Source organism: Bradyrhizobium sp. HKCCYLS2038, assembly GCF_051167655.1.
In the GTDB taxonomy this organism is placed as follows: Bacteria; Pseudomonadota; Alphaproteobacteria; order Rhizobiales; family Xanthobacteraceae; genus Bradyrhizobium.
This window is the reverse complement of record NZ_JBNPTM010000005.1, coordinates 448431-474191: the sequence shown is the minus strand read 5'-3', so window position 1 is coordinate 474191 and position 25761 is coordinate 448431. Positions and strand designations below refer to the sequence as shown.

Sequence of the window (25761 nt, the reverse complement as noted above, 5' to 3'; positions counted from 1 at the left end):
GAGGCCTGTCGGCCTTGCGCCGGAATGACGTCGTTAGGCGGCCGCCGGCTCAACCGCGCGGCGCGACCGGCGCCTTGCCGTTGCGGCCCCACAGCACGAACAGTGACAGCGCCAGCATCACGATGTTGAGCGGCGTCACCGCGCCTTCGCCGCGCGAGATGTGAAACACGAAGGCGAACACCTGCAGCGTGGCGCAGCCGAGCGCCGCGAGGACGGTCAGGCGCGGCATGATCCGGGTCAGCGACGGCAAGAGGATGCCGAGGCCGCCCGCCATGTCGATCAGGCCGATCGTGCGCACGAAGGTGACCGAATACTCGCCGGCCCACGGCATCATCTGCGCGAGATCGTGGATTGGCGTGAACGTCTTCATCACGCCGGAGAAGGTGAACAGGGCAAACACGAGCACCTGGGCGGTCCAGAGGCCGATGCGCAGCGCGAGGGAGGGCTGCAGCGGGAGGTCGTTGGTCGTGGTCGCGGACATCGAGGGGTCTCCAAGGTTGAAAATCGTGCCAAGACATTGATGATTTCTTCCAGTTTGATCATTATGCTCGTTGTTGAAGTATTATTTCCCCTGGGTTGATGATGGATACGCTGGTCAGTATTCGGGTGTTCTGCCAGGTCGCCGAGCTCAAGAGCTTCGTCGCGGCGGCAGACCGCCTGAACATGTCGCCGGCGATGGCCTCGAAGCACGTCATGCAGCTGGAGCAGCGGCTGTCGACCCGGCTGCTCAATCGCACCAGCCGGCGCGTCGGCCTGACCGAGGCGGGCCAGGTCTATTTCGACCAGGTGCGTCCGATGCTCGATCAGCTCGACGAGGCCGAGGCGGTCGTCAGCAGGGCCACGGTGATCCCGCGCGGCACCCTGAAGGTCAGCGCGCCCGTCTGGTTCGCCAATCCGCTGTTTGCCGGCGTGCTCGCGGCCTACCGCGCGCGGCATCCTGATGTCGTGCTCGATCTCGATCTCAGCGGCCGGCTGGTGAACCTCGTCGAGGAGGGTTTCGATCTGGCGCTGCGCGTGTCGCCGACGCCGGGCGACGGGCTGATCGCGCGTCCGCTGCCGCCGATCCTGATGCAGCTGGTGGCTGCCCCGAGCTATCTCGCGACGGCCGGACGGCCGGCGACGCTGCGCGAGCTCGAAGGCCATGCGTTCCTGAGATATGCGCTGTTTCTCGCCAAGGCGCTCACGTTGCCCGGCCCGGAGGGCGAGGTGACCCTGGCGCTCCGGGACGTGCTGATCAGCGGCAACGAGACCCTGCTGCACCATGCCGCCGTCGCCGGCATGGGCATGGCGGTGCTGCCGCGCTGGCTGATGGCCGATGACCTCGCAGCCGGACGGCTCGAAACGGTGCTGCCGGAGGCCATGACGATCCGGGTGCCGCTGCTGGCCGTCTATCCGAGCCGCAAATATCTCTCTGCCAAGGTGCGCACCTTCATCGACTTCATCGCCGCCGACCCACTGATGAAGCAAGCCTCGGAGGGGCCCGCGGCGGCAATCGACGCGATCTCGGCCGGCACAGGGAAGGGACGCAAGGCGGGGGCGTGAGGATCTCGGGTGGCCGAAGATCTCTCCGCCGTCATGGCCGGGCTTGACCCGGCCATCCACGTCGTTGTTCGGGAAAGAAAGACGTGGATGCCCGGGTCAAGCCCGGGCATGACGGAGTAACTAACTGCGAGGGGTGAACGCCGCGAGAGCCCCAAATGTTCATATGTGATTGACCTGCCGCGAGCGGGGCGAGGTGCACCTGCGCCGCAACGCCGATTGATCCTCACGGCCGCACGGCCGGTGCCTCCAGCGCCATCCCTCGCGCGCGGGACATCAGGTACAGCTCCAGCGCGATCATGTCGGGTGCGTCGAAGTCGAACGCCTGCGCGCGGATGCCGGTCATGCAGCCGCGGAGGCGGCGTTGCAGCGAGCCCATGCCCTGCCATTCCAGACGGTAGATCGGATAGCCCGTGGGCTGCCCCTGCGTGATCGCGGAGCCGGCGAGGTGCTTGTCCCAATTGTCGTCGTGGCAAGTGCTGCAGGCGAGATTGAGCTGGCCCTGCCGTTGCGTGAACAGCGCGCGTCCGCGCGCCACGAACGGCGCGAGCCGCGGATCGTCGCCGGTGGTGATCGGCATGCCGCGCGACTGCTTGGCGATCAGCGCCGTCAGCGCCAGCAGCTCGCGGCTCTCCGGTGCGAACGGCTCGGCGTTCTGGTGCTGCTTGCGGCAGAGATTGACGCGCTGGCCGAGATCGACGGGGGCGGCGCTCGCGGCATCGAAGGCCGGATAACGCGTCGCCACACCCTTCATGCTGACGTCCGCCGCGCCATGGCAGTCGTTGCATGATTTGTTCGCTGCGCCGGCCTTCGTCGTCCACAGCGTCTCGCCGTCGAGCACCGACAGCATCGCGGGATTGGCGGTGTCGTCGTCCTGCATCGCCTTGGTGTCGGCCGACATGAACGTGGAGCCGGAGCGGCGCTCGGACTCGGCAATCTCTCCGGCCAGCACAGGCAGCGCGGCGCCGAGCAGAGCCATCACAGCGAGCCAGGCGCGCCGCATCATTCGACCGTGATCGCTGCCGACGCGTTGGCGACAAAGCCGTTGTCGCCGATCCATTCGAACTCGAAGCGGCCGCTCTCGCTGGCCGTGGTGAAGAACGACAGATACGGGTTGGCGGCGATCGCAGGGAACAGGTCGGCGCGGAAGATCTCGGTGCCGTTGAACCTGCAGCTGAAGCTGGTGATGATGTCGCGCGGCACCACCTCGCCGGCCGCGGTGTGGCGATAGCCCGTCTCCATGACGTGACTCATCAGCGTCTTGATCTCGATGACCGCGCCGCGCTTGGCCTTCGGCGGCACGTTGACGAGGGCTGCAGCCATCACGGCATCTCCTCGGTGCAGGCGGCCAAGGTCACGATGATGTCGACGGTCGCCGACCAGAACGAGCCGTCGGAGAGTTTTGCGATCGCGACCACCTTTTGCGTATCGGCGAGCCGGATCCGCGTCGCGACTTGGGCGCGGCCGGCGCCCGGCGTCAGATGGAAGTTGGCGACGTTGGGCTGCGGGTTCTTCTCGTTGAAGACGTGGATGCTCCTGACGTAGCTGTCGGGCGTCATCGGGTGATCGACGCTGACGGTCATCGGCACGGTGTTGCCGTTCTCGACCAGCGGCGGAATGTCGAGCCGGACCTTGCCGACGCTCACCTTGGCGTCGCCGACGACGTTGCGGATGGCGGCCGACAGCATCGCCGGCGTCGCCCGCGCCGGGCGAACGGTGATCAGCGGCAGCGCGCTGGCTGCCGCGGCCGTTCCGGCCAGTTGCAATAGATGGCGGCGGGACAGAGAGAGCGGGTCGGTCATGCGGCTCATGTGGGCTCACTCGCGCAAAGTCGCGAGATAGGCGACGATGTCTTCGATCTGCTGCGACGACAGGATCGGCTTGTCGCGCCAGGCGGAACCGACGCGTGTCAGGCCGTCGACCCGATAGTAGGACGGCATGATCGTCGCCGGATTGATCCTGGAGGCATCGACCAGCCGCAGCCGCAACTGCGCAGCGGTGGAACGGCCACCCGCGCCGGCGAGGCTCGGCGCGAGGTCGCCCTGGAAGCGCACTTCGGGGAACGGGCCGGAGTGGCAGAGGATGCAGGTCGAGCTGCGCGCGAGCAGCAGTGTGCGGCCGCGCGCGGCATCGCCGGGCTGACCGGTGAGCGAGTCCGGGATGCCGTCGCCGCTGATCGCGTACGTCTTCAGCTCCTGCGCGGCCGCAGCGGCGGGAAGGGCGGCAAGGATGACGGCGATGAGCCGGCTAGCCGAAGGCGTCATGGGTCAGCGCCTTGAACCAGCTCGCCGCAGCCTCCGCCTCGGCGGCGCGTGTAGCCTGCGGGGCGTCGATCGGGCTTGTCTTACCGCCCTCGACTTCGGCGAACAGATCCCCTTTGGGTTGATAGACGCCCGACAGCGAGAACGCGTAGTCCGGCGCGACGAGGCTGTAGCAGATGCCGGTCAGCGGCGGCGGCTCGGACCGCCGTGCGATCAGGTCGCGCGCGATCACGGCCGCACAGGCCTTGCCCTGCGCCTGTGCGGCGCCGGCCGATTTCGGGATGCCGCCGCCGAGGCAGGCGTCGCCGATGACGTGGACGTCCGGTATGAGCTTCGAGGCGAAGGTCGAAGCGTCGACCGGGCACCAGCCGGTGCGGTCGACGGCGCCGGCGATCACGGCGATGCGGCCGGCCTTCTGCGGCGGGATGACGTTGGCGACATCGGGATTGTAGTTGCCGAACTCGGTGACCACGGTACGCGTGCCAACGTCGACGCCGGTGACGCGGCCGCCTTGCGACAAGGGAATGCGCTCGATCATGCCCGGGTAGAGCCGTTGCCACGCCTGCTCGAACAGCTTTTGTTGCGAGAAGCTATCCTTGGCGTCGAGGATCAGCACCTTCGACTTCGGCTTGTGTGCCTTCAAATAATGCGCGATCAGGCTGGCGCGCTCGTAAGGCGCCGGCGGGCAGCGCGAGGGATTGGCGGGCACCGCGATGGCGACCGTGCCGCCATCCGGCATCGCCTCGATCTGTTGTCGCAGCAGCAGCGTCTGCTCGCCGGCCTTGTAGGCGTGCGGCATCAGCTGAGACGCCGCTTCGTCGTAGCCTTGCAAGGCCTGGAAATCGATGTCGATGCCCGGCGCCAGCACGAGGCGGTCATAGGCCAGCGTCGTACCGTCGGCGAGCGTCACCTTGTGCGCCTGTGCATCGATCGCCGTGGCGGCTTGCAACACGACGCGCACGCCCTCGGCCGCGATCCTGTCGTAGCTGAATTGCTGGGCACTGATGTCACGCAGCCCGGCGATGACCTCGTTGCTGAGGGGACATGAGGTGAATGTCCTGTTGGCCTCGACCAGCGTGACGTCGAGCTTGCGGTCGGCCTGATGCAGCGCGCGGGCGCAACTGGCGCCGCCAAAGCCGCCGCCGATTACGACGATTCGCGCCGCCGTCTGCGCGCGCAGCACGGCGGGCGCGGCGATCATCGCAACGCTTGCCGCGATCAGGCCGCCGACCTCTCTGCGCGTGCGCTGTCGGGACATTCTCATCATTTCAGAATAGCATCGCGGCGGCCATTGTTCCCAACGGCCGCCGCCACGCCTGTCATGCGAAGGTGATGTTCTGGTCGCGCAGCGGCACCGAGCGGATGCGTTTGCCGGTGGCGGCGAAATAAGCATTCAGCACCGCAGGAGCTGCGACGCCGATCGTCGGCTCGCCGACGCCGCCCCAGAAGCCGCCGCTGGGAACCATGACCGCTTCCACCTTCGGCATCTCGGCGATGCGCATCGAGTTGTAGGTGTCGAAATTGGTCTGCTCGATGCGGCCGTCCTTCACCGTGCAGCCGCCATAGAACAGCGCCGACAGGCCGTAGACGAAGGAGCCTGCGATCTGCCGCTCGACCTGCGCCGGATTCACGACATAGCCCGGATCGGTCGAGGCGACGATGCGGTGAACCTTGATCTTGGTGCCGTCGATCACCGAGATCTCGGCCGCGCCCGCGACGTAGCTGCCGTAGCCGTGCAGCTGGGCCAGCCCGCGATAGACGCCCTGCGGCGCCGGCGTGCTCCAGCCGATCTTCTCGGCGACCGCATTCAGCACCGCGAGATGCTTGGGGTTCTTAGCCATCAGCTTGCGGCGGAACTCCAGCGGGTCCTGGCCGGCGGCGTTGGCGAGCTCGTCCATGAAGCATTCGAGATAGATCGCGTTCTGGTTCACGTTGACGCCGCGCCAGAAGCCCGGATTGATGTGCGGGTTGCGCATCGAATGCTCGATCAGCAGGTTCGGCACGGAATAGCCGATCGTCGCCTCGCCTGATGATGCCAACCCCTGGAAGGTCGCGGGGTCCTTGCCGTTGACCAGCGCGTCGGGCCGCAGGCTGAACAGGATCGACTGGCCGGAGATGCGCATGTGCAGCGCGGTCAGGTTGTTGTCGGCGTCGAAGCCGCCGGTCAGCTTGCACTGCGTGATCGGGTGATAGCGGCCATGCGTCATGTCCTCCTCGCGCGACCAGATCAGCTTGACCGGCGTGCCCGGCATCTCCTTGGCGATCTTCACCGCCTGGCGGACATAGTCGGTCTGGCCGCGCCGGCCGAAGCCGCCGCCGAGGATCAGCTTGTGCACCTCGCATTTGTCGGCCGGAAGTCCTGAGGCCTCCAGCACCGCGGCGAACGCCGCCTCGCCATTCTGCGTGCCGCACCACACTTCGCAGCGATCCGCCGTGTAGAGCGCGGTCGCGTTCATCGGCTCCATGGTGGCGTGGTTCTGATAGGGATAATTGTAGACGGCCTCGACCTTCTTCACCGCGCTCGCCAGCGCAGCCTTGGCGTCGCCATTCTCATTGCCGACGAAAGCGGGGCCGGACTCCAGCCCTTCCGCGAGCCATTTGTTGATCGACGCCGAGGACACCTTGGCGTTGTCGCCTTCGTCCCACACGATCGGCAGCGCGTCGAGCGCGATCTTGGCGTGCCACCAGGTGTCGGCGACGACGGCCACGGCCGTGCCGTCGACCGCCACCACCTTCTTGACGCCCTTCATGCCGGCGATCTTGGCCTCGTCATAGCTCTTCAGCTTGCCGCCGGTGACCGGACAGTCCTTGATTGCGGCGTTGAGCATGTTGGGCAGCTTCATGTCGGCGCCGTAGATCATCGCGCCGTTGACCTTGTCGGCGGTGTCGAGCCGCTTGACGCCCTTGCCGATCAGCGTCCAGTCCTTCGGATCCTTCAGCTTGACGTCCGCCGGTGGCGTCAGCTTTGCCGCGGCCTCCGCGACCTTGCCGTAGGTGGTGGTCTTGCCCGAGGCCTTGTGCGTGATGACGCTGTTGGCAGCGGTGCATTCGGCGGCCGGCACCTTCCACTCGTCGGCGGCGGCCTGGATCAGCATCATGCGTGCGGCAGCGCCGCCCTTGCGAACATAGTCGTGCGACGCGCGGATGCCGCGGCTGCCGCCGGTGGAGAAATCACCCCACACGCGCTTGCGCGCGACGTTCTGGCCCGGCGTCGGATATTCGGTTGTCACCTTGCTCCAGTCGCAGGCGAGCTCCTCGGCGACGAGCTGAGCGAGACCGGTCAGCGAGCCCTGGCCCATCTCGGAGCGGGCGATGCGGATCACCACGGTGTCGTCGGGCCGGATCACGACCCAGGCGTTGACCTCGGGCGAGCCATCCGCGGCGCGCACCACCTGAGGGCCGCCGAAGGGAATGTCGAGGCCGAGTGCGAGGCCGCCGCCCAGCGCGGCGGCGCCGACGACGAAGGACCGGCGGTTGAGGCGCGGCGTTATCTGCTGGTTCATGCCGTCCTCCTCAGGCGTTGGCGGCGGCGTGGATCGCCTCGCGCACCTGCGCGAAGGTTCCACAGCGGCAGATGTTGGTGATGGCGTCGTTGATGTCCTGGTCGCTCGGCTTCGGATTGTCCTTGAGCAGCGCGGCGACGGCCATGATCATCCCGCTCTGGCAATAGCCGCATTGCGGCACGTCGTTCTCGAGCCAGGCCTGCTGCACCTTGTGCAGGCCGTTGCCGCTCGCGAGCCCCTCGATGGTGGTGATCTGCTTGCCCACCGCCTCGGAGACGGTGATGCCGCAGGAGCGCACGGCGGTGCCGTCGAGATGCACGGTGCAGGCGCCGCATTGTGCAATGCCGCAACCATATTTGGTGCCGGTCAAACCAGCGTTCTCGCGGATCGCCCACAGCAGCGGCGTGTCGGGCTCGACGTCGAGAGTATAAACTTTGCCGTTAATCGTCAGGTTTGCCATCGCAGATCCCCGTTCGTTCAACTCACCAGTTGAACTGCGGGGCGCACTGTGGCGCGAACGTTGGAATCCTTCAAATCAAGAATATGCGTTTGCGGCGCGGAAGATTCGTGATGAGCCGGTGTTGTTTGTTGCTGGCGCTCAGGATCCGCGCGGTGGTGCAACCGCAAGCCGCAGGAAACTCATCACGCTGCCGAGCACGGCGAAACCCGCGCCGAGCGCAAGAGCGAGAGTCGCACCTTCGCGTCCCGCGAGGCTGAAGCACAGCGCGGCCAGCGCCGCACCCGTGGTCTGTCCGGTCAGCCGCGCCGTCGCGACGATGCCGCTGGCGCCGCCGCTGCGATGCGGCGGAGCGCTCGACATGATGGCCTTCATGTTCGGCGCCTGGAAGAAGCCGAACCCGATGCCGCAGATCAGCATACGCCAGACGATGTTGGCGATGCTCGGATCGTCCGGCAGCGTCGCGAGCAGCGCCATGCCGGTCCCGAGCATGACGAGCCCAATGCCGCCGAGCAGGCCGGCGGGAAAGCGATCCGACAGCCGTCCGGCGATCGGCGCCATGATCGTCACTGCGAGCGGCCACGGTGTCATGAAGAACCCGGTCTCGACCTGCGAGCGCTGCAGAATGTCCTCGAAGTAGAACGGCAGCGACACGAAGCCGAGGCCCTGGACCGAGAAGGAGCACACCGCGGTCGCTGCCGACAGCGCAAAGACGCCGCGGCGGAACAGGTCGATCGGCAGCATCGGCGCGGGGTGGTCGGCCTGGCGTCGCGTCAGGATGATGCCGAGGATGAGTGCGCCTGCGAGCTCGGCAGCGACCATGGCCGGCGTTGCACCATGCGCGGCGCTGCCGATGCCGGTGATGAACAGCCCGAGGCACAAGGCGGCGAGGCCGGCGCCGAGGAAGTCGAAGCCGTGGTCGGCGCGCGGCGTTGATGGCAGCATCTTCATGCCGATGGCGATTGCGATCAGGCCGAACGGCAGGTTGATGGCAAACAGCCACGGCCACGAGCCGAGCGAGAGAATGGCGGACGCAACGGTCGGACCGAAGGTGAAGGAGATGCCGACGACCAGCGCGTTGTGGCCGAGGCCGCGGCCCAGCATCTTTCCGGGATAGACGTAGCGCACCAGCGCGGTGTTGACGCTCATGATGCCGCTGGCGCCGAGTCCCTGCAGCAAGCGCGCGATCACCAGGGTCGGCAGCGACCAGGCCAGCGCGCAGCCGACCGACGCCAGCGTGAACAGCAAGAGGCCGCCGAGATAAATGCGCTGGTGGCCGACGATCTCGCCGAGCGCGCCGAGCGGCAGCAAGGTCGCCACCAGCGCGATCTGGTAGATGTTGACCACCCAGACCACCTCGGCCGGAGAGACGTGGAGATCCGCCGAGATCGCCGGCAGTGCGATGTTGGCGATCGCGACATCGAGCGAGGCCATCGCCAGCGCAGTGAAGATCGCCGCGACCGCCCAGGGCCGCCGGCCCGGCGCCAGGCCGTCCTCGGAGCCGTCGCCGGCGAGCTTCGAAGCGTGATGGCGGTTGGACATGAGGACCTTCGGTTGGCGGGTGCCGCTCCGATGAGCATGTACACGGGAGCGGAGGAGGACCCCAGCCTTCATGGGCGCATGGGCTTATGCGCGAAGGCCGCGAGACGGCAACCGGCTATGGATGATGATCGACATGGCCGCAGCTCCGGTCTCTCCGCCTTGCGCGCTACGGCTGTCTTGCTCCGTCATTCCGGGGCGCGCGCAGCGCGAGCCCGGAATCCATAGCCACAGGGAGAGGTGTGTCGCGAGATGCCCATGACGTATGTGCCTCACACCCTCTCCTGTGGGTATGGATTCCGGGCTCGCGCTGCGCGCGCCCCGGAACGACGTGGGGAGGGAGCGCGGTATCAAGCCGAGAGAACCCCTTGAGCCAAGTGAGGCGTGGAGTCTTAGACGACCTTTACGTGTGCGGACATCAGAACGGTTCGCGCACATCAAGCTATGGCCAACTACAAGCCCAGCCGGGCCAGCCGCTCGATCGTCTGGTTATGCCTGGTCAGCAGCTCGCAGGCATGTCCGATCTGCCGTTCACGCAACGCCTGCAGGATCAGGCGGTGATCCTGGTTGGTGCGCGGACGCCAGCCGGCGTTGCGGGCCATGGCGAGGACCAGGCGCGAATTGGCGAGCCGCAAGCCGTCGAGGCTCGAAAGCAGGCGCGGCATCGCGCAGGGCGTGACGAGGGCGCGGTGGAAGGCGCGGTTGGCGGTCTCGAACTCCTGGATCGTCTCGGCGTTGTCGGCCTCGATCAATGCCAGCTCGATCGCGGCGAGATGCGCCGGCGTGTAGCGCGGTGCGGCGTTGCGCAGCGCAATGACTTCGAGCGCCACCCGCATCTCGACGATTTCCCTGGTCGACTTCGCATCGAGCGGTGCCACCCGCACGCCGCGCCGGGGCGCAGCGACCACCAGATAGAGTGCCTCGAGCTGGCGGAACGCCTCGCGCACCGGAACGTGGCTGGAGCCGAACTCGCGCGCGATGTGGTCCTGCCGTAGCGGCGCATCAGGCGCCAGCGCGCCGCTGACGATCTGCTCGGTAATCGCCTCGGCGATGCGATGGGCGGTGGTGAGATTCTCGTCCTGCATGGTTATAGATTATCTATTAGAAAAGCTGCTGCGCGAGGAGGGAGCATGTTTTACGGTGTTGAGATACAGTTTTCATAGATAAACTCTATGAAAATCTATAATTTGGAGTCGCGGCATGGTGAGTGTGGGTCGTGCGTGTTCTGATGGGGGCGAGCAGGGCGGCGCAATCCGCCATGATTGGACCAGGGACCAAGCCGAAGCCCTTTACGGGCTGCCATTTCCGGACCTGATGTTCCTGGCCCAGTCGGTGCACCGCCGGCACTTCGATCCGACGCGGCTGGAGACGGCGAGCCTGCTCAGCATCAAGACCGGTGGATGCCCGGAGGATTGCGGCTACTGCTCGCAGAGCGCGCATTACGACACCGGGCTCAAGGCGACGAAGCTGATGGACCGCGACGCGGTCGTCGCCACCGCGCAGCGCGCCAGGGACGCGGGCGCTGAGCGCTTCTGCATGGCGGCCGCCTGGCGCAGTCCCAGGGATCGCGATCTCGACGAGGTCTGCGACATGGTCAGCGCGGTGAAGGATCTGGGCCTGGAAACCTGCGTCACGCTGGGCATGCTGACGCCGCCGCAGGCGGTGCGCCTCAAGCAGGCCGGGCTCGACTTCTACAATCACAACGTCGATACCTCGCCGGAATTCTACGACCGCATCATCAGCACCCGAACTCTGCAGGATCGCATCGACACGCTGGCGCATGTCCGCGACGCCGGCATCAAGGTGTGCTGCGGCGGCATCATCGGCATGGGCGAGGCGGTCGACGATCGTCTCGGCATGCTGGTGCTGCTGGCCAATCTCAAGGCGCATCCGGATAGCGTGCCGATCAACCTGTGGAACGAGGTCAAGGGCGTGCCGGTCAACGACACGGCCGATCGGCCAGACGGAATTGCACTGGTGCGGCTGATCGCAGTGGCCAGGATCATGATGCCCGCAAGCGTGGTGCGCTTGTCGGCCGGCCGGCAATACATGAGCGACGAGTTGCAGAGCCTGTGCCTGCTCGCCGGCGCCAATTCCATCTTCATCGGCGACGTGCTGCTGACCACGGCCAATCCGCAGGCGGACCGCGATGCCGAGCTGCTGGCGCGCCTCGGCATGAGGTCGTCGTTGTCGCTGCGGTCGGACGCGTCAGTTGCTGCGGGCGACGCTGATCGAGCCGTCGTCGCGTGATCGGAAGTGGCCGCGGCCGCGTGAGCTGCGGCCGCCGATTTGCGCTCGCCTGATCCCCGCATTAGCATCGCGTCAAAAGCGTCGTTGCGGGAGGACAGAAGCCATGAATGGGCCGGTGAATGCTGACAGCTCCAAGGAGCCGAAGGACGCCACGGAGGCCGTGAGGGCGGCACAACAGGCCATGCTGGCGGCGCTGCCGTTCGGCGATACCGCAGATTTCGATGACGCGGCGCGCGGCTTTCTCGGCTCCATCGACCAGGCGAAGGTCACGACGGCGCAGGGGCGTACCGTGTGGAGCCTCGCGCCCTACGGCTTCCTCGAGGCCGAGCAGGCGCCGGACACCGTGAACCCGAGCCTGTGGCGGCAGGCGAAGCTGAACATGCATCACGGCCTGTTCGAGGTCGTGCCCGGCGTCTATCAGGTGCGCGGGCTCGACATCGCCAACATGACGCTGATCGAGGGCGACACCGGCGTCATCGTCGTGGATACGCTGACCTCGATCGAGGGCGCGCGCGCCGCTCTCGAATTGTACTATCAGCATCGCGGCACCAGGCCGGTGACGGCCGTCATGTTCACGCACACCCACACCGATCACTGGGGCGGCGCTCGTGGGGTGGTCAGCGAAGATGAAGTCACCAGCGGCCAGGTGCCGCTGATCGCGCCGAACCTGTTCATCGAGCATGCGGTCTCCGAGAACATCATCGCCGGTCCGGCGATGCTGCGCCGGGCGCAATATCAGTTCGGTCCGTTGCTCGCCAAGGGCCCGAAGGGCCATGTCGATTGCGGTCTCGGCAAGACCATGGCGGCCGGCGGCGTGGCGCTGCTGCGGCCGACCGACCTGATCATGGCGACCGGCGACACCAGGACCATCGACGGGCTCAGCTTCGAATTCCAGATGGCGCCGAACAGCGAGGCGCCCGCGGAGATGCATTTCTATGTGCCGCGCTACCGGCTGCTGAACCTCGCCGAGAACTGCACCCACAACTTCCACAATCTGCTGCCGTTTCGCGGCGCCGACGTGCGCGACGCGCTGGCGTGGTCGAAATATCTCGGCGAGGCGCTGCAGCTCTGGGGCGGCAAGGCCGAGGTGATGTGCGGCCAGCACCATTGGCCGGTGTGGGGCGCCAGCCGCGTCGACGGCATGATCCGCGAGCAGCGCGACCTCTACAAATTCGCGCATGACCAGACGTTGCGGCTGATGAACCACGGCCTGACCGCGAGCGAGATCGCCGAGCAGATCAGCTTGCCGAAGAGTCTCGACGGCGCCTGGCACGCGCGCGGCTATTACGGCCACATCCGGCATAACGTGAAGGCGATCTATCAGAAATATCTCGGCTGGTACGACGCCAATCCGGTCAATCTCGATCCGTTGCCGCCGGCCGACGCCGGCCGGAAATACGTCGCGTACATGGGCGGGGCCGACGCGTTGCTGGCGCGGGCGCGCGACGACTACGCCAAGGGCGAGTTTCGCTTCGTCGCGCAAGCGGTCGGTCATCTCGTCTTCGCCGATCCCGACAACGCCAGTGCCCGCGCGCTGCTGGCTGATACGCTGGAGCAGCTCGGCTATGCCGCGGAGAGCGCGACCTGGCGCAACGCCTATCTGTTCGGGGCGCAGGAGCTGCGCCACGGCATGCCGGAGGTGCCGGCACGGCCGGGCATGCCGCGCGAGACCCTGGCCGCATTGCGCACCGAGCAATTGTGGGACGTGCTCGGCGTGCGCCTGAACGGGCCGAAGGCCGAGGGCAAGCACATCGTGCTGAACTGGTCGTTCACCGACACCGGCGAGCGCTTCGTGCTGACCTTGCAGAATTGCGCGCTGACCTACGCCGTCGGCGTGCAGGCCTCCACGGCCGACGCCGGCTTCACGCTGGCGCGCGCCACGCTGGACGAGATCATCGCCAAGGCGACGACGTTTCCGGAGGCGGTGGCGGCCGGAAAGATCACCTTCGTCGGCAACCCGATGCGGCTCGCCGAGCTGATGTCGCTGATGGACGAGTTTCCGCGCATGTTCGAGATCGTCGAGCCGAAGCGGGGCAGGGTGACCTGATCTGCTCAGAGGAGCGAGGGCGAACGAAGTTAATCAATCGCAAAGGCATGCAGCCGGGTTTCAGGACGCGCGAGACGCTTTCCTTAAACTTTGAAGGATCAGGCGCGCCGTAATTTTACCGGCTGTGTCGTACCGTGGGCGCGATTTTTTTGGAGACGCGCCATGTTTTTATTGAGGATGGGGAAGGATCCGGCGTCAATTTCCGACGCGGTTCATGTCGAGCTCGTGAAAACGCTGCACGGCTCGCTGGTGCCGTTGATCCTGTTGGCGGTTTCGCTTGCGATCGCCAGCGGGATCATCGCATGGCACACCGGCGATTTCGCGGTCACCGGCGTGCTGGGAGTTCTCGGCGTTTGCCTGACGATGGCGAGGATGCTCAGCGTGCGCGCCTCTCGACGGCGCATGGCGAGTGAGCGGCCTCTCGGCAAGGATGATATCCTGAAGCTGCGACGACCATGTGCGATCTCCACCCTCATCCTTTCGCTGCTGCTGGGCTTGATGGCTGCGCGCAGTCTGCAGCTCCAGGATCAGACCTGTTCGACCCTGGCGCTCAGCTTCGGCTTCGGCTTCGGCGCCAGTCTCGTCTCTCGCCTGGCGCTGCTTCCCCAGCTCGCCGTTGCTGCGTTGAGCCTGTTGAGTCTTCCCGCCGTCACGGTCGCGTTGATGCAGCACGATCTGCCGCATCTCGGGCTTGCGCTCGTGATGATCATCTTTCTGCTGGCTGGATTCGAGCTGCTGCGGCTGAGCCACAAATCGTCGGTGGGGCAGATCCATCTCAGGGAGCAGTTCGAGCGGCTGTCGCGCATTGATCCGTTGACGGAGGTGCACAACCGGTCAGCGCTGGCATCGGATCTGCCGGCTCTGATCGCCGACCGCAGCCGCGCGATGGTCGCGATCTACGCCATCGATCTCGATCATTTCAAGGCGGCCAACGACCGCTTCGGCCACCCGGTCGGCGATGCGCTGCTCAAGCAGGTCGCTGCGCGGCTGACCTCGCTGGTGGCTCCGGGCGGATTGGTCGTGCGGATGGGCGGCGACGAATTCATCCTGGTCGACACGTCGCTGCGCTCCCGACACGCCGCGAAATCCCTCGCGCAGCGCATTGTGGACGTCGTCGCGGCGCCCTATCACATCGAGGGCCATGACATCGTCGTCGGCGTCAGTGTCGGCGCGGCGCTGTCGGACGATCAGGCGGCGAGCGCCGAGACGCTGCTGTCGCGTGCGGACCGGGCGCTCTATCAGGCCAAGGCCGCCCGCGGCGGGTTCGTCTTCGCTGAGGCTCGGGAGACCGAAACGCCAGACGTCATGACGCAGCGTTCGGGGTGGCCGAACGAGGGGGCGATGTCCCCGGTTGCTTCTGCGGCCTGAGGCTTCGGAAGCTCGCCTGTCGACGTCGTGGATGCGAGGGCCGCGGCGGGCCAGCCCTCGCAATGGTGCGACGTCATCGTCTATTCGGCGCTGCTCACCAGCCTGATGCGCGGCTCGGCCAGTGCGATCAGGCTGCGATAGGCGGCGAGATAATCCAGCGCCATGCGCCGTGCCGTGAAACGCTGCTCGAAGCGCGCGCGCACACCGGCGCGGCTGACATGGTGCAGGCGGTTCACGGCCGCGACCGCGCTGAGCTCATCCTCAACGATGAAGCCTGTGACACCGTCGTCGATCACCTCGGGAACCGAGCCACGATTATACGCGATGACCGGCGTGCCGCAGGCCATCGACTCGATCATGACCAGGCCAAACGGCTCGGGCCAGTCGATCGGCAGCAGCAGGCCGAGAGCGCCGGACAGGAACTCCGGCTTTTCATGGTCGCCGATCTCGCCGATGAAATCGACCAGCGGATTGCCCTTGATCAGCGGCTGGATCTGCTGGTCGTAGTAGTCCTGGTCGGCGCGATCGACCTTGGCGGCGATCTTCAGCGGGATTCCACAGCGCATCGCGATCTTGATGGCGCGATCGACGCCCTTTTCCGGTGCGATCCGTCCGAGCACCGCCAGGTAGCTCGGCGTGACCGGCTTCGGCGTCAGCAGCTTTTCCGGCAATCCATGCAGGACGGTGCGGACCCAGTTCGCGTTCGGCACCGGACGGCGCTGCGCGTCCGAGATCGAAACGACCGGAACATCCTTGAAGACGGAGAACACCGGCTGATGCTCGGGAAGGTCCAGCCTGCCGTGCAGCGTGGTCAGGAACGGCGTCGGCTGCCGGTGAAACAGCGAGAACGGATAGTAGTCGAGATGGAAGTGCAGGATGTCGAACTCTTCCTCGTCGCATCGCTGCCGGACGCCTTCCAGCATCACCATGTGGAGCGCGTTCGGATCTCTCACGGAGCCGTCGAGGCGCAACGCTCTCGGCCAGGTCGGAGACAGCTTCGCCGACGTCTGCGAATCGCCGCTGGCGAACAGGGTGACGTCGTGCCCGAGAGCAACGAGTTCTTCGGTCAACCAATGAACGACCCGTTCCGTGCCGCCATACAGCTTCGGAGGCACGGCCTCCGTCAATGGAGCAACCTGCGCGATGCGCATCTCACCGTCTCCTCTTCGTGATCATGAGTGAAGCCCCCATGGCACCGGCACTGCCAAGGAGCGGGAACGTGCGGTGCATCTGTGAAGTTCCCCTCGCGCGATCACTCTTTATTCGACGTAACGTGTTCCCTCCGACCTCATTGATGCCATCCGGCTTTCCAACGCTTTGACCGCGCCACCGTCAAGGCTGCTGTGCGGGAACCGCAGAAACGGTCCATCGTTCACTGGCCGCAAATGGATGTCGCCGACATCAGATCATCGGGACTACAATGGATCAGCTTTCAGGCTACGCCCACCGGCCGTTTTCGTTCGTCATGCGCTATCTGCGCCATCGTCCGGCAGCCCATCTCATCATTCTGCTCTCAGTCGTCGGCGCAGTTGCCTGCTCGGTAGGCACGCAATACGGCGTGAAGTTCCTCGTCGACAGCCTCTCGGCCGGACCGCACGGCAACGGCGCCGTGTGGGCGGCGTTCGCGCTGCTGATGCTGCTGATCGCCACCGACAATTTTCTCTGGCGGGTCGCCAGCTGGATCGCGAGCTTCACCTTCGTCAGGGTAACGGGAGATCTTCGCCGTGACATCTTCCGTCACCTCACCGGTCACGCGCCGAGCTACTTCGGCGATCGCCTGCCGGGCATGCTGTCGAGCCGGATCACGGCAACGTCGAACGCGGTGTTCACGGTCGAGAACATGTTCGTCTGGAACGTGCTGCCGCCCTGCATGGCGACGCTGGCGGCGATCGGACTGATTGGAACCGTGAGCGGCCCGATGGCGATCGCGCTGCTGCTGATTGCGGCGATGATGGTGCTGGCGATGTTCCGTCTGGCGGCGGCCGGCAAACCGCTGCATGATGACTTCGCCGACAAGGCGGCGATGGTCGATGGCGAAATGGTGGACGTGATCTCCAACATGCCGCTGGTCCGCGCCTTCTGCGGGCTGCGTCATGAACATGACCGCTTCGACGCGACGGTCGACAAGGAGCTGCAAGCGCGCGGGCGCAGTCTTCGTTACCTCGAGAAGCTGCGCATCCTGCATGCGACGGTGACGATCGTGCTGACGGTGGCGCTGATGGCCTGGGCGATCTCGCTGTGGCAGCGGGGCGGCGCGACGACAGGAGATGTGGTGCTGGTCTGCACGCTCGGGCTCTGCATTCTCAACGCAACGCGCGATCTCGCCGTGGCGCTGGTCGACGTGACCCAGCACGTGGCGAGGATGAGCGAGGCGATCGCCACCCTGCTGCAGCCGCACGAGCTGCGCGATCACCCGGAGGCGGAGCCGCTGGTCAAGAGTGGTGCTGCGATCGCGTTCGACAACATCACCTTCCATTATCCCGGCGGCCACAAGCTGTTCGAGAACTTCACGCTGCGGCTGCAGCCGGGCCAGCGCGTCGGGCTGGTCGGCCAGTCCGGTGGCGGCAAATCGAGCCTGTTCACGCTGCTGCAGCGGTTCTACGATCCGCAGGCCGGGCGGATCACGATCGATGGCCAGGACGTCGCCAAGGTGACCCAGCAGAGCCTGCGCGAGGCGATCTCGGTGGTTCCGCAGGACATCTCGCTGTTCCATCGCTCGATCCTGGAGAACATCCGCTACGGCCGCCCGAGCGCGACCGACGACGAGGTGCTGCGCGCCGCCATCGCCGCGCGCTGCGATTTCGTCGAGACGCTGCCGCAGGGATTGCAGACCATGGTCGGCGATCGCGGCGTCAAGCTATCCGGGGGCCAGCGCCAGCGCATCGCGATCGCGCGCGCCTTCCTCAAGGATGCGCCGATCCTGCTGCTCGACGAGGCCACGGCCGCGCTCGACAGCGAGTCGGAGGAGGCGATCCGCGAGGCGCTGAGCCGGCTGATGCGCGGGCGAACGGTCATCGCTATCGCGCACCGGCTGGCGACGTTGCGCAATTTCGACCGTGTGGTCGTGCTCAGGGCGGGCCGGATCGTCGAGGACGGTGCGCCCGACCGGCTGATGCAGAGCGAGGGTCCTTATCGCGAGCTGGTGACCCAGGAAATGAACCGGCTGGCCAAGTTCGCCGCCTGACAAGTTCGACGCCTGATCTGTGTGTCGCGTTCCGTCCACATCGTGCACGCCCGGCCGCGCGGCCGGGCAGGCGCCAACATCGCACGAGGGAAACATGTCGGCCGAAACCGCAACTCAACTCAGCCCGATCGCATCCGAGGGGCCTGCCGAGCAGCCGTTCTACATCCCGATGACCGGGCCCGCGGCGCGGCCGCGGCGTTCGCTGAAACACGATGACACCTTCATCGTGCTCGATGGCCATGGCGACATCGGCGCGTCGGCGGGCGGCCCGGATGGCCTGTTCAACGCCGATACGCGCTATCTCGCGCGGCTCGAGCTGACGCTCGAGGACGTCCAGCCGCTGCTGCTCGGATCGAGCCTGCGCGACGACAATTCGGCGCTGACGGTCGACCTCACCAACCCGGACATCTACGAGCAGGGCCGGCTGGTGCTGCCGAAGGACATGCTGCACATCGTCCGCACCGTGTTCCTGTGGCACGGCACAGCCTATCAGCGCATCGGGCTGCAGAACCATGGCGATCGCCGCGCCAGCTTCAAGATCAAGCTGACGTTCGACAACGACTTCGCCGACCTGTTCGAGGTGCGCGGCGCCGTCAGGGCGAAGCGTGGCATCGGCTCCGGCCGCCTTGTCGGCCCGTCGGACGTGATGCTCGACTATCGCGGCCTCGATGGCGCGACACGGACCACAGCGTTGCATTTCGATCCGCGTCCGACCCTGCTCACGGTCGATGCGGCGACCTATCATTTCGATCTCGACCCGCAGCAATCGACCTCGCTGTTCATCGCCGTGACCTGCAATGCCCGGACCGGCGAGCAGCCGGGGCGATTCTTCCGCAGCCTGCTCGCGCATCGCCGCGAAATGCGCCGCTGCACGCAAGGAGCGACCAGCATCGAGACCTCGAACGACATCTTCAACGAGGTGCTGTGCCAGGCGGCCGCCGATCTCAACATTCTGATGACGGACACGCCGGAGGGACGTTATCCCTATGCCGGCATTCCCTGGTACTCGACGACGTTCGGCCGCGATGGCCTGATCACGGCGATGCAGATGCTGTGGGTCGATCCGCGCATTGCCCGCGGCGTGCTGCGCCGGCTCGCGGTGCACCAGGCGCATAAGACCGATCCGCTCGCCGATGCCGAGCCCGGCAAGATCTTGCACGAGATGCGTGGCGGCGAGATGGCGGCGCTGCGCGAGGTGCCGTTCGCCTGCTACTACGGCAGCGTCGATTCGACGCCGCTGTTCGTGCTGCTCGCGGGCCTGTACATCGAGCGCACCGGCGACATCGCGACCTTGCAGGAGCTGTGGCCGGCGATCGAGCGCGCGTTGCGCTGGATCGACGGACCGGGCGACCCCGACCGCGACGGCTTCGTCGAATATCAGCGCGCCTCCGATCAGGGCCTCGCCAACCAGGGCTGGAAGGATTCCTACGACGCCGTGTTCCATGCCGACGGGCGGCTGGCCGAGGGCTACATCGCGCTGGCCGAGGTGCAGGGCTACGTCTTCGCCGGCAAGCAGCTGGCGGCGCGCTGCGCCCGCCGGCTCGGCAAGACCGAGATGGCGGAGCGGCTGCAGGCCGAAGCGGCGCGGCTCGCTCAACAGTTCGAGGATGCGTTCTGGTGCGAGGATCTCAACACCTACGCGCTCGCGCTCGACGGCGACAAGCAGCCTTGCAAGGTCCGCACCTCCAATGCCGGACAACTGCTGTTCAGCGGCATGGTGCGCGAGGACCGCGCGCGCCGGGTCGCTGCCGATCTGTTGCGGCCGCATTTCTTCTCGGGCTGGGGCATCCGCACCGTCGCCCATGGCGAGGCGCGCTACAATCCGATGTCCTATCACGACGGCTCGATCTGGCCGCACGACAACGCGCTGATCGCGCTCGGGCTGTCGCGCTACGGCCTGAAGCATGCCGTCGAGCATGTGTTCCGCGGCCTGTTCGAGGCGGCGTCCTACATGGATCTGCGGCGGCTGCCCGAGCTGTTCTGCGGCTTCCGCCGCGAGAAGCACCGTGGTCCCACGCTCTATCCGGTGGCCTGCGCGCCGCAGGCCTGGGCCAGCGCGACGCCGTTCACGCTGCTCGAAGCGGCGCTCGGGCTCGAGTTCGATGCGGATAGCGGCCAGATCCGCCTGCGCAATCCGCGGCTACCGGCGTTTCTCGACTGGGTGGTGCTGCACGATCTCCGACTCGGCGGCGCGGCGATCGATCTGCGCATTCGCCGCCACGGCGAGGACGTCTCCATGGAGGTGCTGCGCCGCCGCGGCCAGATCCAGGTCTCGCTGGTGCTGGCGCAATGAGTCGGCCGATCCATGCGTCATGCCGAGCTGTTCTTAGCTGCGCCGTCATGCTGCCGCTGCTCGCGGCGCTGCCTGTGGACCGCGGCCATGCGCAGCAGCCGTCACCGACATCACAGGCCAAGGATGCGGCGACGAAGGAGCCGGTACCGCCGCCGTCGGTGACCATTCTCGGCGCACGCGATGCGCACAGCGTGCTCGGCCGCAACGTGCGCAGCTCGGCCGGCGAGGACATGGGGCGCATCGTCGACGTGATCGTCGATTCTGCCGGCACGGTGCGGGCCGCGGTGGTCGATTTCGGCGGCTTTCTCGGCGTCGGCAGCCGCAAGATCGTGGTCGACTGGACCGCGCTGGATTTCAAGCACATCGCCGACAAGAGCGATCAGGTCACGCTGGACCTCACCAAGGAGCAGGTGAAGGCCGCGCCCGAATACAAGGAGGACAAGCCCGTCGTCGTGCTCGGTGCGGCTGGAAAACTGTCGCCATGGAATTTCGAGCACTGAGTCGATGCGTGAGACGGCAACGTCCGCCGCCGCGTGCGGAGCGGATCTCGTGGAGATGTGTCCCGCAACTTCATCCGACGCGGAACGTTGATTGCCATGCCGATTGCGCGGCCGTCCATTTCACCTGATCGGGGCGCCGAGCCGCACGGCGCGGACGAGTCGCGCCCGAATCCGGCGCGGGGTCATGGCCATGCCGGGAAGCCTGCGCCGTCGCAACAGAGCCTGCGCGGGCTCGACTGGTTCATCTTCTTCCTGGCCGACGTGCAGACCGGATTCGGGCCCTTCATCGCGGTGTATCTGACGACGCAGAAATGGACCCAGGCGCAGATCGGCTTGGTGCTCTCGATCGGCGGTCTCGTCGGGCTGATCGGCCAGATGCCGGGAGGTGCCATCATCGATGCGGCCAAATCCGAACGGCGCGTTGCCGGGCTTGCCATTGCCGCCATCGGCTGCAGCGCGCTGGCCTATGCCGCATGGCCGATCTTTCCGGTCGTCGCCGGCGCGGCAACCTTGCATGCGGCGGCGAGCTGCGTGCTGGGGCCGGCGATCGCGGCGATCAGTCTCGGGCTGGTCGGACCACGCGGCATGGCGGAGCGACTCGGGCGCAATGCGCGGTTTGCTTCGCTGGGCAACGGCGTGGCTGCGGCGGTCATGGGGACGTGCGGCTATCTGCTCTCCAGCCGCGCCGTGTTCCTGGTCACCTTCATTCTCGCCTTTCCGACGCTGATCGCGCTGTCGCGCATCCGCGAGCGTGAGATCGACGTCGCGCGTGCGCACGGCCAAGCCGTTCTGGAGGACAAAGAGGTCGCGCGGCTCTCGAATCTGCTCGGGCTGTTGCGCCAGCGTGCGCTGCTCGTGTTCGCGCTCGGTGTATTCCTGCTGCAGCTCGCTAATGCGGCGATGCTGCCGCTGATGGCCGGCGTGGTGACGACGAAGTCGAGCGAGTGGGCGCCGATGCTGATCGCGTTCTGCATCGTTGTGCCCCAGGCGATCGTGGCGCTGACCTCGCCGTCGGTTGGCGCATTGGCACAGCAATGGGGCAGGCGGCCGCTGCTGATGCTGGGGTTCACGGCGCTTGCCGTCCGCGGCGTGCTGTTCGCCGTGGTGCACGATCCCTACGTGCTGGTGGCGGTGCAGATGTTCGACGGGGTCACGGCCGCCGTGTTCGCGGTCATGATTCCGCTGACCGTGGCCGATGTGGCCTTCGGCAGCGGTCATTTCAATCTGGCGCAGGGAATTGTCGGAACGGCATCGGGTATCGGCGGCTCGCTGTCCACCGTCATCGCCGGCTTCGCCAGCGACCGATACGGCAGCCTCACCGCCTTCATGGGCCTGTCCGGCGTGGCGCTGACAGGCCTTCTTCTCCTCGCGCTACTGATGCCCGAGACCGGGCATCGCGCCCGCAGAGCGTGAGCGAATGACGTTCAGGCGTCCATGCTGCGCAGGCGCTGACGGTTGCGCAGGACGATCTGGCGGGCGCCGGAGAAGCCGAGAACGCCCTGGCTGTGCAGTTGCGACAGCGCGCGCGACACGGTCTCGAGCGTCAGGCCAAGATAGTCGCCGATGTCGCGGCGGCACATCGGCAGCGCCATCATGCCGGCGACGGCGAGGCGGCGGTCCATCTCGAGCAGGAAGGTCGCGACGCGCTCCATCGCGGTCTTGCGGCCCAGCAGCAGCATATGGTCTTCGGCGTGGCGGAGATCGCCGGCGGTCATGGTCCAGAGCTTGCGCGCAACCGCGACGTCGACGCCGGCGGCCTGTTCGAGGCTGCGGCGCTTCACCAGCCGCACGGTAGTATCGATGATCGCCTCGGCGGCGAGGCGGTGGGCGGAGCCGAATTCGAGGCCGAACACGTCGCCGGGAAGATGGAAGGCGCCGATCTGGCGGCGGCCGTCGGACAGCAGCTTGTAGCTGCGAACGGCGCCGGAGATGACCTGATAGACGTACTCGGCCGGCTCGTCCTCGCCATAGATCTCCTCGTCTTTCTTGTAGGAGAACTCGCTGGCGATCAGCCCGGCGTGGCCGGTGATCTCGGCAAACGGATTGGCGGCAGGAGAGGGGACGGTGTGGGAGGCGCTTGTGCTGACGACCGAATTGGTGAGCGACTGATTGAGCATGACCATCTCCTTGCGGCGGATGGCGATGTGGTACATTGCGGCTCCCGTTAAGGACATTTCGCGCGATATCTTAAGGGGGTTCCCTTACGTAGATGTACGTAGGCCGGCCGGTCAGGACGCCCTTTGGGCGGTAGCCGAATGCTCGTTGGCGATCGCTTTGCGGATTCGCTTGACCAAATTGTCGTCGAGCAGCGGCTTGAGCAGGAAATCCTGGATACCGACGGCCGCGGCGCGCGCCTCCAGCCTGTCGTCATAATGCCCGGTGATCAGCACCACCGGCGCGGTGGCGCCCTGTTTGCGCAGCCGTTCGGCAAGCTCGACCCCGTTCAACTCCGGCATCTTGTAGTCGACGACGAAGCAGTCCACCGGCGCGTGGTCCGAGGCCTTGAGCAGCGCGTTGCCGCTGCGAAACGTACGCACGTCGAAGCCGTCGGCTTCCAGCAGGAAGCGCAGCGAGCCGAGGACGTCAGCATCGTCATCGGCTACGTAGACCGTAGGTTTGATATGAGCCGACATCGCACGTGCCGCGAGAATGTGATGGTGAACCGAGGCACAACATAACACTCGAAGCTGTCAAGCCAGCTTGATCTAGCTCAATCCTTCAGCGCGCCGGCCCGCATCGCCAGACGCACCAGTTCGGAAAGGCTGTTCGCGCCCATCTTGGTCATCACATTGGCGCGGTAGACCTCGATGGTCCGCGGGCTGATGTCGTATTCCCGGGCGATCAGCTTGTTGGAGAGCCCGGCCATCAGCCCGTCCATCACCTGGCGCTCCCGCGGGCTCAGGCTCGCAATGCGTCCCAGGATGTCCTGCGTCGCCGATTCGTTCTTCGCCGCAGGCTCGGCCTGCCGAATCGCGAGCTCGATCATCGCGACGAGGCGCTCGTCCTCGAACGGCTTCTCGAGGAAGTCGACGGCGCCGAGCTTCATCGCCTCGACGGCGAGCGGCACGTCGCCATGGCCGGTCATCACCAGGATCGGAAAGCTGCTGCCGATCGCCTTCATGCGCTTGAGCAGCTCGATGCCGTCGATGCCGGGCATTCTCACGTCCGAAACGACGCAGCCGAATGCGAGCGTCGGAAGCCGGTCGAGAAATGCTTGCGCATTGTCGAACAGGGTGACGTCGAAACCCGAGGAGTCGAGCAGGAAGTTGAGCGAGTCCCGCATCGCCTCGTCATCGTCGATCACGTAGACCTTGGCCTGCTCAGCCATCATTCTCAACCTTGGTTGGGGCCGCCGGCAAGGTGAAGCGGAAGGTCGCGCCGCCCGCTTCGTTGTTCTCGGCCCACATGCGCCCGCCATGGGCCTCGATGATCGACCTGCTGATCGAGAGGCCCACTCCCATCCCGGTATCCTTGGTGGTGAAGAAGGTCTTGAAGAGGTTCGGAATGACGTCGTCGTGGAAGCCCGTTCCGGTGTCCGACACCGCCACCTCGATCAGATCGTCGCTGACCCGCCGATTCGTCGCGGCGAGCTCGCGACGCCCGGACTGCGACATCGCCTCCAGCGCGTTGCGGAACAGATTGACGAGCACCTGCTGGATCTGAACCCGGTCGGCGAGCACCAGGTCGGCATCCGGATTGAGCTGGAAGCGCAACTGGACGTTCTGCTCGCGCGCGCCGGCGAGGCCGAGCGCGCCGGCTTCCTCGATCAGCTTTGACAGGCTCTCGACCCGCTTTTCCGATTCGCCGCGCGAGACGAAGTCGCGCAGGCGGCGGATGATCTGGCCGGCGCGAAGCGCCTGCTCGGCGGCGCGGTCCATCGCGCTCTCGATCTTGCCTGTGTTCGGATCGCTGCTGCCGGCCAACAGCCGGCGCGAGCCCTTCATGTAGTTGCTGATCGCGGCGAGCGGCTGGTTGAGCTCATGCGCCAGCGCCGAGGCCATCTCGCCCATCGCGCTGAGGCGCGACACGTGGACCAGCTCGGATTGCAGCTCGCGCAGCCGCGCCTGGGTCTGCTGATGCTCGGTCAGGTCATGTGCGAAGGCAGTGAAATAAGGATGGCCGGCGGACTGCATCTCGCCGATCGACAGGTGCATCGGAAACGTCGTGCCGTCGCGTCGCTGCCCGGTCACGATGCGGCCGATGCCGATGATGTGGCGCTCGCGGCTGGCATGATAGCGGCGGAGATAGCCGGAATGGCGCGAGCGGTCCGGCTCCGGCATCAATTCGTTGACGTCGAGACCGACCGCTTCCGCCTCGCTGAAGCCGAACATGCGCTCGGCGGCGGCGCTGAAGAACTGGATGATGCCGTCGCCGTCGATCACGATCATCGCGTCGGGAACGGTGTCGAGGATCGAGCGGAAATGCTGCTCGCGGAGCCTCAGCGCTTCCTCCAGCCGCTTCTCCTGATCGACGTCGAGCGCAATGCCGCGCAGAAACCGCGGCTTGCCGGCCTCGTCGGGAACCACGCCGGCCAGGACGCGGACCCAATGGCCCCCGCCGGCCACCTTGAATGACATGTCGAAGCCGGTGCCCTCGCGGCGGGCATGCTCGATCGCCGCTTCGACCGGCGCGCGATCATGCGCCCCCAGCAGCGACAGGAAGGAGCTGTAGGTCACCGGCTGATCGGCCGGGACCCCGAACAGCTTTCGCGTCGTCACCGACCAGTAGAACGCGTCGGAGGCGAGGTCGAGATCCCAGGCGCCGAAGCCCAAGGCATGGGCGTCCTCGGGCCTGACGGATGCATCGGGGAAAGGTTGGGT

The 25761-nt window shown here is 66.3% G+C and carries 23 protein-coding genes; 8 read left to right on the top strand and 15 right to left on the bottom strand.

Features of this window, described 5'->3' with window-relative positions; translation table 11 throughout:
* Positions 1 to 49 precede the first annotated feature (49 nt).
* On the bottom strand, positions 50 to 481 hold the full coding sequence (locus ACQR1I_RS24020; protein WP_434868145.1) for a DoxX family protein: 432 nt from the start codon (positions 479 to 481) through the stop codon (positions 50 to 52).
* A gap of 101 nt (positions 482 to 582) precedes the next feature.
* On the opposite strand from ACQR1I_RS24020, the gene ACQR1I_RS24015 reads away from it, so the two are divergent.
* On the top strand, positions 583 to 1542 hold the full coding sequence (locus ACQR1I_RS24015) for a LysR family transcriptional regulator (RefSeq protein ID WP_434868146.1): 960 nt from the start codon (positions 583 to 585) through the stop codon (positions 1540 to 1542).
* Positions 1543 to 1765: 223 nt separating this feature from the next.
* On the opposite strand, the gene soxA is transcribed toward ACQR1I_RS24015, so the two are convergent.
* The 9 genes from soxA to ACQR1I_RS23970 all read right to left on the bottom strand — a co-directional run bounded on the left by soxA (position 1766) and on the right by ACQR1I_RS23970 (position 10384).
* Positions 1766 to 2545, bottom strand: a complete 780-nt coding sequence (soxA, locus tag ACQR1I_RS24010) for a sulfur oxidation c-type cytochrome SoxA (RefSeq protein ID WP_434868147.1) — start codon at positions 2543 to 2545, stop codon at positions 1766 to 1768.
* The gene (gene soxZ / locus ACQR1I_RS24005) at positions 2542 to 2862 is read right to left on the bottom strand and encodes a thiosulfate oxidation carrier complex protein SoxZ (protein WP_434868148.1); all 321 of its coding nucleotides are present in this window, start codon (positions 2860 to 2862) and stop codon (positions 2542 to 2544) included. Before soxZ ends, soxA begins: the two co-directional genes overlap by 4 nt.
* Positions 2862 to 3350: a SoxY-related AACIE arm protein gene (locus ACQR1I_RS24000; RefSeq protein ID WP_434868149.1), complete on the bottom strand. Its 489-nt coding sequence runs from the start codon at positions 3348 to 3350 to the stop codon at positions 2862 to 2864. The genes soxZ and ACQR1I_RS24000 overlap by 1 nt, the downstream gene beginning before the upstream one ends.
* Positions 3351 to 3356: 6 nt before the next feature.
* The gene (gene soxX, locus ACQR1I_RS23995) at positions 3357 to 3803 is read right to left on the bottom strand and encodes a sulfur oxidation c-type cytochrome SoxX (RefSeq protein ID WP_434868150.1); all 447 of its coding nucleotides are present in this window, start codon (positions 3801 to 3803) and stop codon (positions 3357 to 3359) included.
* Positions 3787 to 5064 (bottom strand): FCSD flavin-binding domain-containing protein, encoded by a 1278-nt coding sequence (locus ACQR1I_RS23990; protein WP_434868443.1) that lies wholly within the window; start codon positions 5062 to 5064, stop codon positions 3787 to 3789. The genes soxX and ACQR1I_RS23990 overlap by 17 nt, the downstream gene beginning before the upstream one ends.
* Before the next feature lie 55 nt (positions 5065 to 5119).
* On the bottom strand, positions 5120 to 7303 hold the full coding sequence (locus ACQR1I_RS23985; RefSeq protein WP_434868151.1) for a molybdopterin cofactor-binding domain-containing protein: 2184 nt from the start codon (positions 7301 to 7303) through the stop codon (positions 5120 to 5122).
* Between the two features lie 10 nt (positions 7304 to 7313).
* Positions 7314 to 7763 carry a (2Fe-2S)-binding protein gene (locus tag ACQR1I_RS23980; RefSeq protein ID WP_434868152.1) on the bottom strand — a complete coding sequence of 150 codons (450 nt, stop codon included), beginning with the start codon at positions 7761 to 7763 and terminating at the stop codon, positions 7314 to 7316.
* Positions 7764 to 7901: 138 nt separating this feature from the next.
* Positions 7902 to 9302: an MFS transporter gene (locus ACQR1I_RS23975; protein WP_434868153.1), complete on the bottom strand. Its 1401-nt coding sequence runs from the start codon at positions 9300 to 9302 to the stop codon at positions 7902 to 7904.
* 449 nt (positions 9303 to 9751) lie between these two features.
* Complete coding sequence (locus ACQR1I_RS23970; RefSeq protein ID WP_434868154.1) at positions 9752 to 10384, bottom strand: GntR family transcriptional regulator; 633 nt, start codon at positions 10382 to 10384, stop codon at positions 9752 to 9754.
* A 115-nt stretch (positions 10385 to 10499) separates the two neighbouring features.
* Here ACQR1I_RS23970 and bioB point away from each other — a divergent pair, with 115 nt between their 5' ends.
* From bioB to ACQR1I_RS23955, 3 genes are all read left to right on the top strand, one after another.
* Entirely contained in the window at positions 10500 to 11549 is a 1050-nt protein-coding gene (bioB, locus tag ACQR1I_RS23965; protein ID WP_434868155.1) for a biotin synthase BioB, read from the top strand.
* 181 nt (positions 11550 to 11730) lie between these two features.
* Positions 11731 to 13596: an alkyl/aryl-sulfatase gene (locus ACQR1I_RS23960; protein WP_434868444.1), complete on the top strand. Its 1866-nt coding sequence runs from the start codon at positions 11731 to 11733 to the stop codon at positions 13594 to 13596.
* Positions 13597 to 13758: 162 nt separating this feature from the next.
* Positions 13759 to 14964 carry a diguanylate cyclase domain-containing protein gene (locus ACQR1I_RS23955; protein WP_434868156.1) on the top strand — a complete coding sequence of 402 codons (1206 nt, stop codon included), beginning with the start codon at positions 13759 to 13761 and terminating at the stop codon, positions 14962 to 14964.
* A gap of 80 nt (positions 14965 to 15044) precedes the next feature.
* Here ACQR1I_RS23955 and ACQR1I_RS23950 read toward each other — a convergent pair whose 3' ends face one another.
* Positions 15045 to 16115, bottom strand: coding sequence for a glycosyltransferase family 4 protein (locus ACQR1I_RS23950; protein ID WP_434868157.1), 1071 nt, complete (start codon positions 16113 to 16115; stop codon positions 15045 to 15047).
* A gap of 269 nt (positions 16116 to 16384) precedes the next feature.
* Between ACQR1I_RS23950 and ACQR1I_RS23945 the strand changes: the two genes are divergently transcribed.
* From ACQR1I_RS23945 to ACQR1I_RS23930, 4 genes are all read left to right on the top strand, one after another.
* Positions 16385 to 18148, top strand: coding sequence for an ABC transporter ATP-binding protein (locus ACQR1I_RS23945; RefSeq protein ID WP_434868158.1), 1764 nt, complete (start codon positions 16385 to 16387; stop codon positions 18146 to 18148).
* 94 nt (positions 18149 to 18242) lie between these two features.
* Positions 18243 to 20441 carry an amylo-alpha-1,6-glucosidase gene (locus ACQR1I_RS23940; protein WP_434868159.1) on the top strand — a complete coding sequence of 733 codons (2199 nt, stop codon included), beginning with the start codon at positions 18243 to 18245 and terminating at the stop codon, positions 20439 to 20441.
* Positions 20442 to 20488: 47 nt separating this feature from the next.
* A complete protein-coding gene (locus ACQR1I_RS23935) occupies positions 20489 to 20941 on the top strand; it encodes a PRC-barrel domain-containing protein (protein ID WP_434868160.1) in 453 nt (150 codons plus the stop codon).
* A gap of 96 nt (positions 20942 to 21037) precedes the next feature.
* Positions 21038 to 22354, top strand: a complete 1317-nt coding sequence (locus ACQR1I_RS23930) for an MFS transporter (RefSeq protein WP_434868161.1) — start codon at positions 21038 to 21040, stop codon at positions 22352 to 22354.
* 11 nt (positions 22355 to 22365) lie between these two features.
* Here ACQR1I_RS23930 and ACQR1I_RS23925 read toward each other — a convergent pair whose 3' ends face one another.
* From ACQR1I_RS23925 to fixL, 4 genes are all read right to left on the bottom strand, one after another.
* Positions 22366 to 23058, bottom strand: a complete 693-nt coding sequence (locus ACQR1I_RS23925) for a helix-turn-helix domain-containing protein (protein ID WP_434868445.1) — start codon at positions 23056 to 23058, stop codon at positions 22366 to 22368.
* Positions 23059 to 23169: 111 nt separating this feature from the next.
* A complete protein-coding gene (locus ACQR1I_RS23920) occupies positions 23170 to 23574 on the bottom strand; it encodes a response regulator (RefSeq protein ID WP_434868162.1) in 405 nt (134 codons plus the stop codon).
* 77 nt (positions 23575 to 23651) lie between these two features.
* Positions 23652 to 24269, bottom strand: a complete 618-nt coding sequence (fixJ, locus tag ACQR1I_RS23915) for a response regulator FixJ (RefSeq protein WP_434868163.1) — start codon at positions 24267 to 24269, stop codon at positions 23652 to 23654.
* Positions 24262 to 25713, bottom strand: a complete 1452-nt coding sequence (gene fixL / locus ACQR1I_RS23910; RefSeq protein WP_434868446.1) for a sensor protein FixL — start codon at positions 25711 to 25713, stop codon at positions 24262 to 24264. Before fixL ends, fixJ begins: the two co-directional genes overlap by 8 nt.
* Positions 25714 to 25761: the final 48 nt, after the last annotated feature.

What these genes read in the sequence shown, in the direction of transcription:
- ACQR1I_RS24020 (WP_434868145.1), bottom strand. Translation starts at nt 481, where the DNA reads ATGTCCGCGACCACGACCAACGACCTCCCGCTGCAGCCCTCCCTCGCG.
- ACQR1I_RS24015 (WP_434868146.1), top strand. Translation starts at nt 583, where the DNA reads ATGGATACGCTGGTCAGTATTCGGGTGTTCTGCCAGGTCGCCGAGCTC.
- soxA (WP_434868147.1), bottom strand. Translation starts at nt 2,545, where the DNA reads ATGATGCGGCGCGCCTGGCTCGCTGTGATGGCTCTGCTCGGCGCCGCG.
- soxZ (WP_434868148.1), bottom strand. Translation starts at nt 2,862, where the DNA reads ATGGCTGCAGCCCTCGTCAACGTGCCGCCGAAGGCCAAGCGCGGCGCG.
- ACQR1I_RS24000 (WP_434868149.1), bottom strand. Translation starts at nt 3,350, where the DNA reads ATGAGCCGCATGACCGACCCGCTCTCTCTGTCCCGCCGCCATCTATTG.
- soxX (WP_434868150.1), bottom strand. Translation starts at nt 3,803, where the DNA reads ATGACGCCTTCGGCTAGCCGGCTCATCGCCGTCATCCTTGCCGCCCTT.
- ACQR1I_RS23990 (WP_434868443.1), bottom strand. Translation starts at nt 5,064, where the DNA reads ATGAGAATGTCCCGACAGCGCACGCGCAGAGAGGTCGGCGGCCTGATC.
- ACQR1I_RS23985 (WP_434868151.1), bottom strand. Translation starts at nt 7,303, where the DNA reads ATGAACCAGCAGATAACGCCGCGCCTCAACCGCCGGTCCTTCGTCGTC.
- ACQR1I_RS23980 (WP_434868152.1), bottom strand. Translation starts at nt 7,763, where the DNA reads ATGGCAAACCTGACGATTAACGGCAAAGTTTATACTCTCGACGTCGAG.
- ACQR1I_RS23975 (WP_434868153.1), bottom strand. Translation starts at nt 9,302, where the DNA reads ATGTCCAACCGCCATCACGCTTCGAAGCTCGCCGGCGACGGCTCCGAG.
- ACQR1I_RS23970 (WP_434868154.1), bottom strand. Translation starts at nt 10,384, where the DNA reads ATGCAGGACGAGAATCTCACCACCGCCCATCGCATCGCCGAGGCGATT.
- bioB (WP_434868155.1), top strand. Translation starts at nt 10,500, where the DNA reads ATGGTGAGTGTGGGTCGTGCGTGTTCTGATGGGGGCGAGCAGGGCGGC.
- ACQR1I_RS23960 (WP_434868444.1), top strand. Translation starts at nt 11,731, where the DNA reads ATGCTGGCGGCGCTGCCGTTCGGCGATACCGCAGATTTCGATGACGCG.
- ACQR1I_RS23955 (WP_434868156.1), top strand. Translation starts at nt 13,759, where the DNA reads ATGTTTTTATTGAGGATGGGGAAGGATCCGGCGTCAATTTCCGACGCG.
- ACQR1I_RS23950 (WP_434868157.1), bottom strand. Translation starts at nt 16,115, where the DNA reads ATGCGCATCGCGCAGGTTGCTCCATTGACGGAGGCCGTGCCTCCGAAG.
- ACQR1I_RS23945 (WP_434868158.1), top strand. Translation starts at nt 16,385, where the DNA reads ATGGATCAGCTTTCAGGCTACGCCCACCGGCCGTTTTCGTTCGTCATG.
- ACQR1I_RS23940 (WP_434868159.1), top strand. Translation starts at nt 18,243, where the DNA reads ATGTCGGCCGAAACCGCAACTCAACTCAGCCCGATCGCATCCGAGGGG.
- ACQR1I_RS23935 (WP_434868160.1), top strand. Translation starts at nt 20,489, where the DNA reads ATGCTGCCGCTGCTCGCGGCGCTGCCTGTGGACCGCGGCCATGCGCAG.
- ACQR1I_RS23930 (WP_434868161.1), top strand. Translation starts at nt 21,038, where the DNA reads ATGCCGATTGCGCGGCCGTCCATTTCACCTGATCGGGGCGCCGAGCCG.
- ACQR1I_RS23925 (WP_434868445.1), bottom strand. Translation starts at nt 23,058, where the DNA reads ATGCTCAATCAGTCGCTCACCAATTCGGTCGTCAGCACAAGCGCCTCC.
- ACQR1I_RS23920 (WP_434868162.1), bottom strand. Translation starts at nt 23,574, where the DNA reads ATGTCGGCTCATATCAAACCTACGGTCTACGTAGCCGATGACGATGCT.
- fixJ (WP_434868163.1), bottom strand. Translation starts at nt 24,269, where the DNA reads ATGGCTGAGCAGGCCAAGGTCTACGTGATCGACGATGACGAGGCGATG.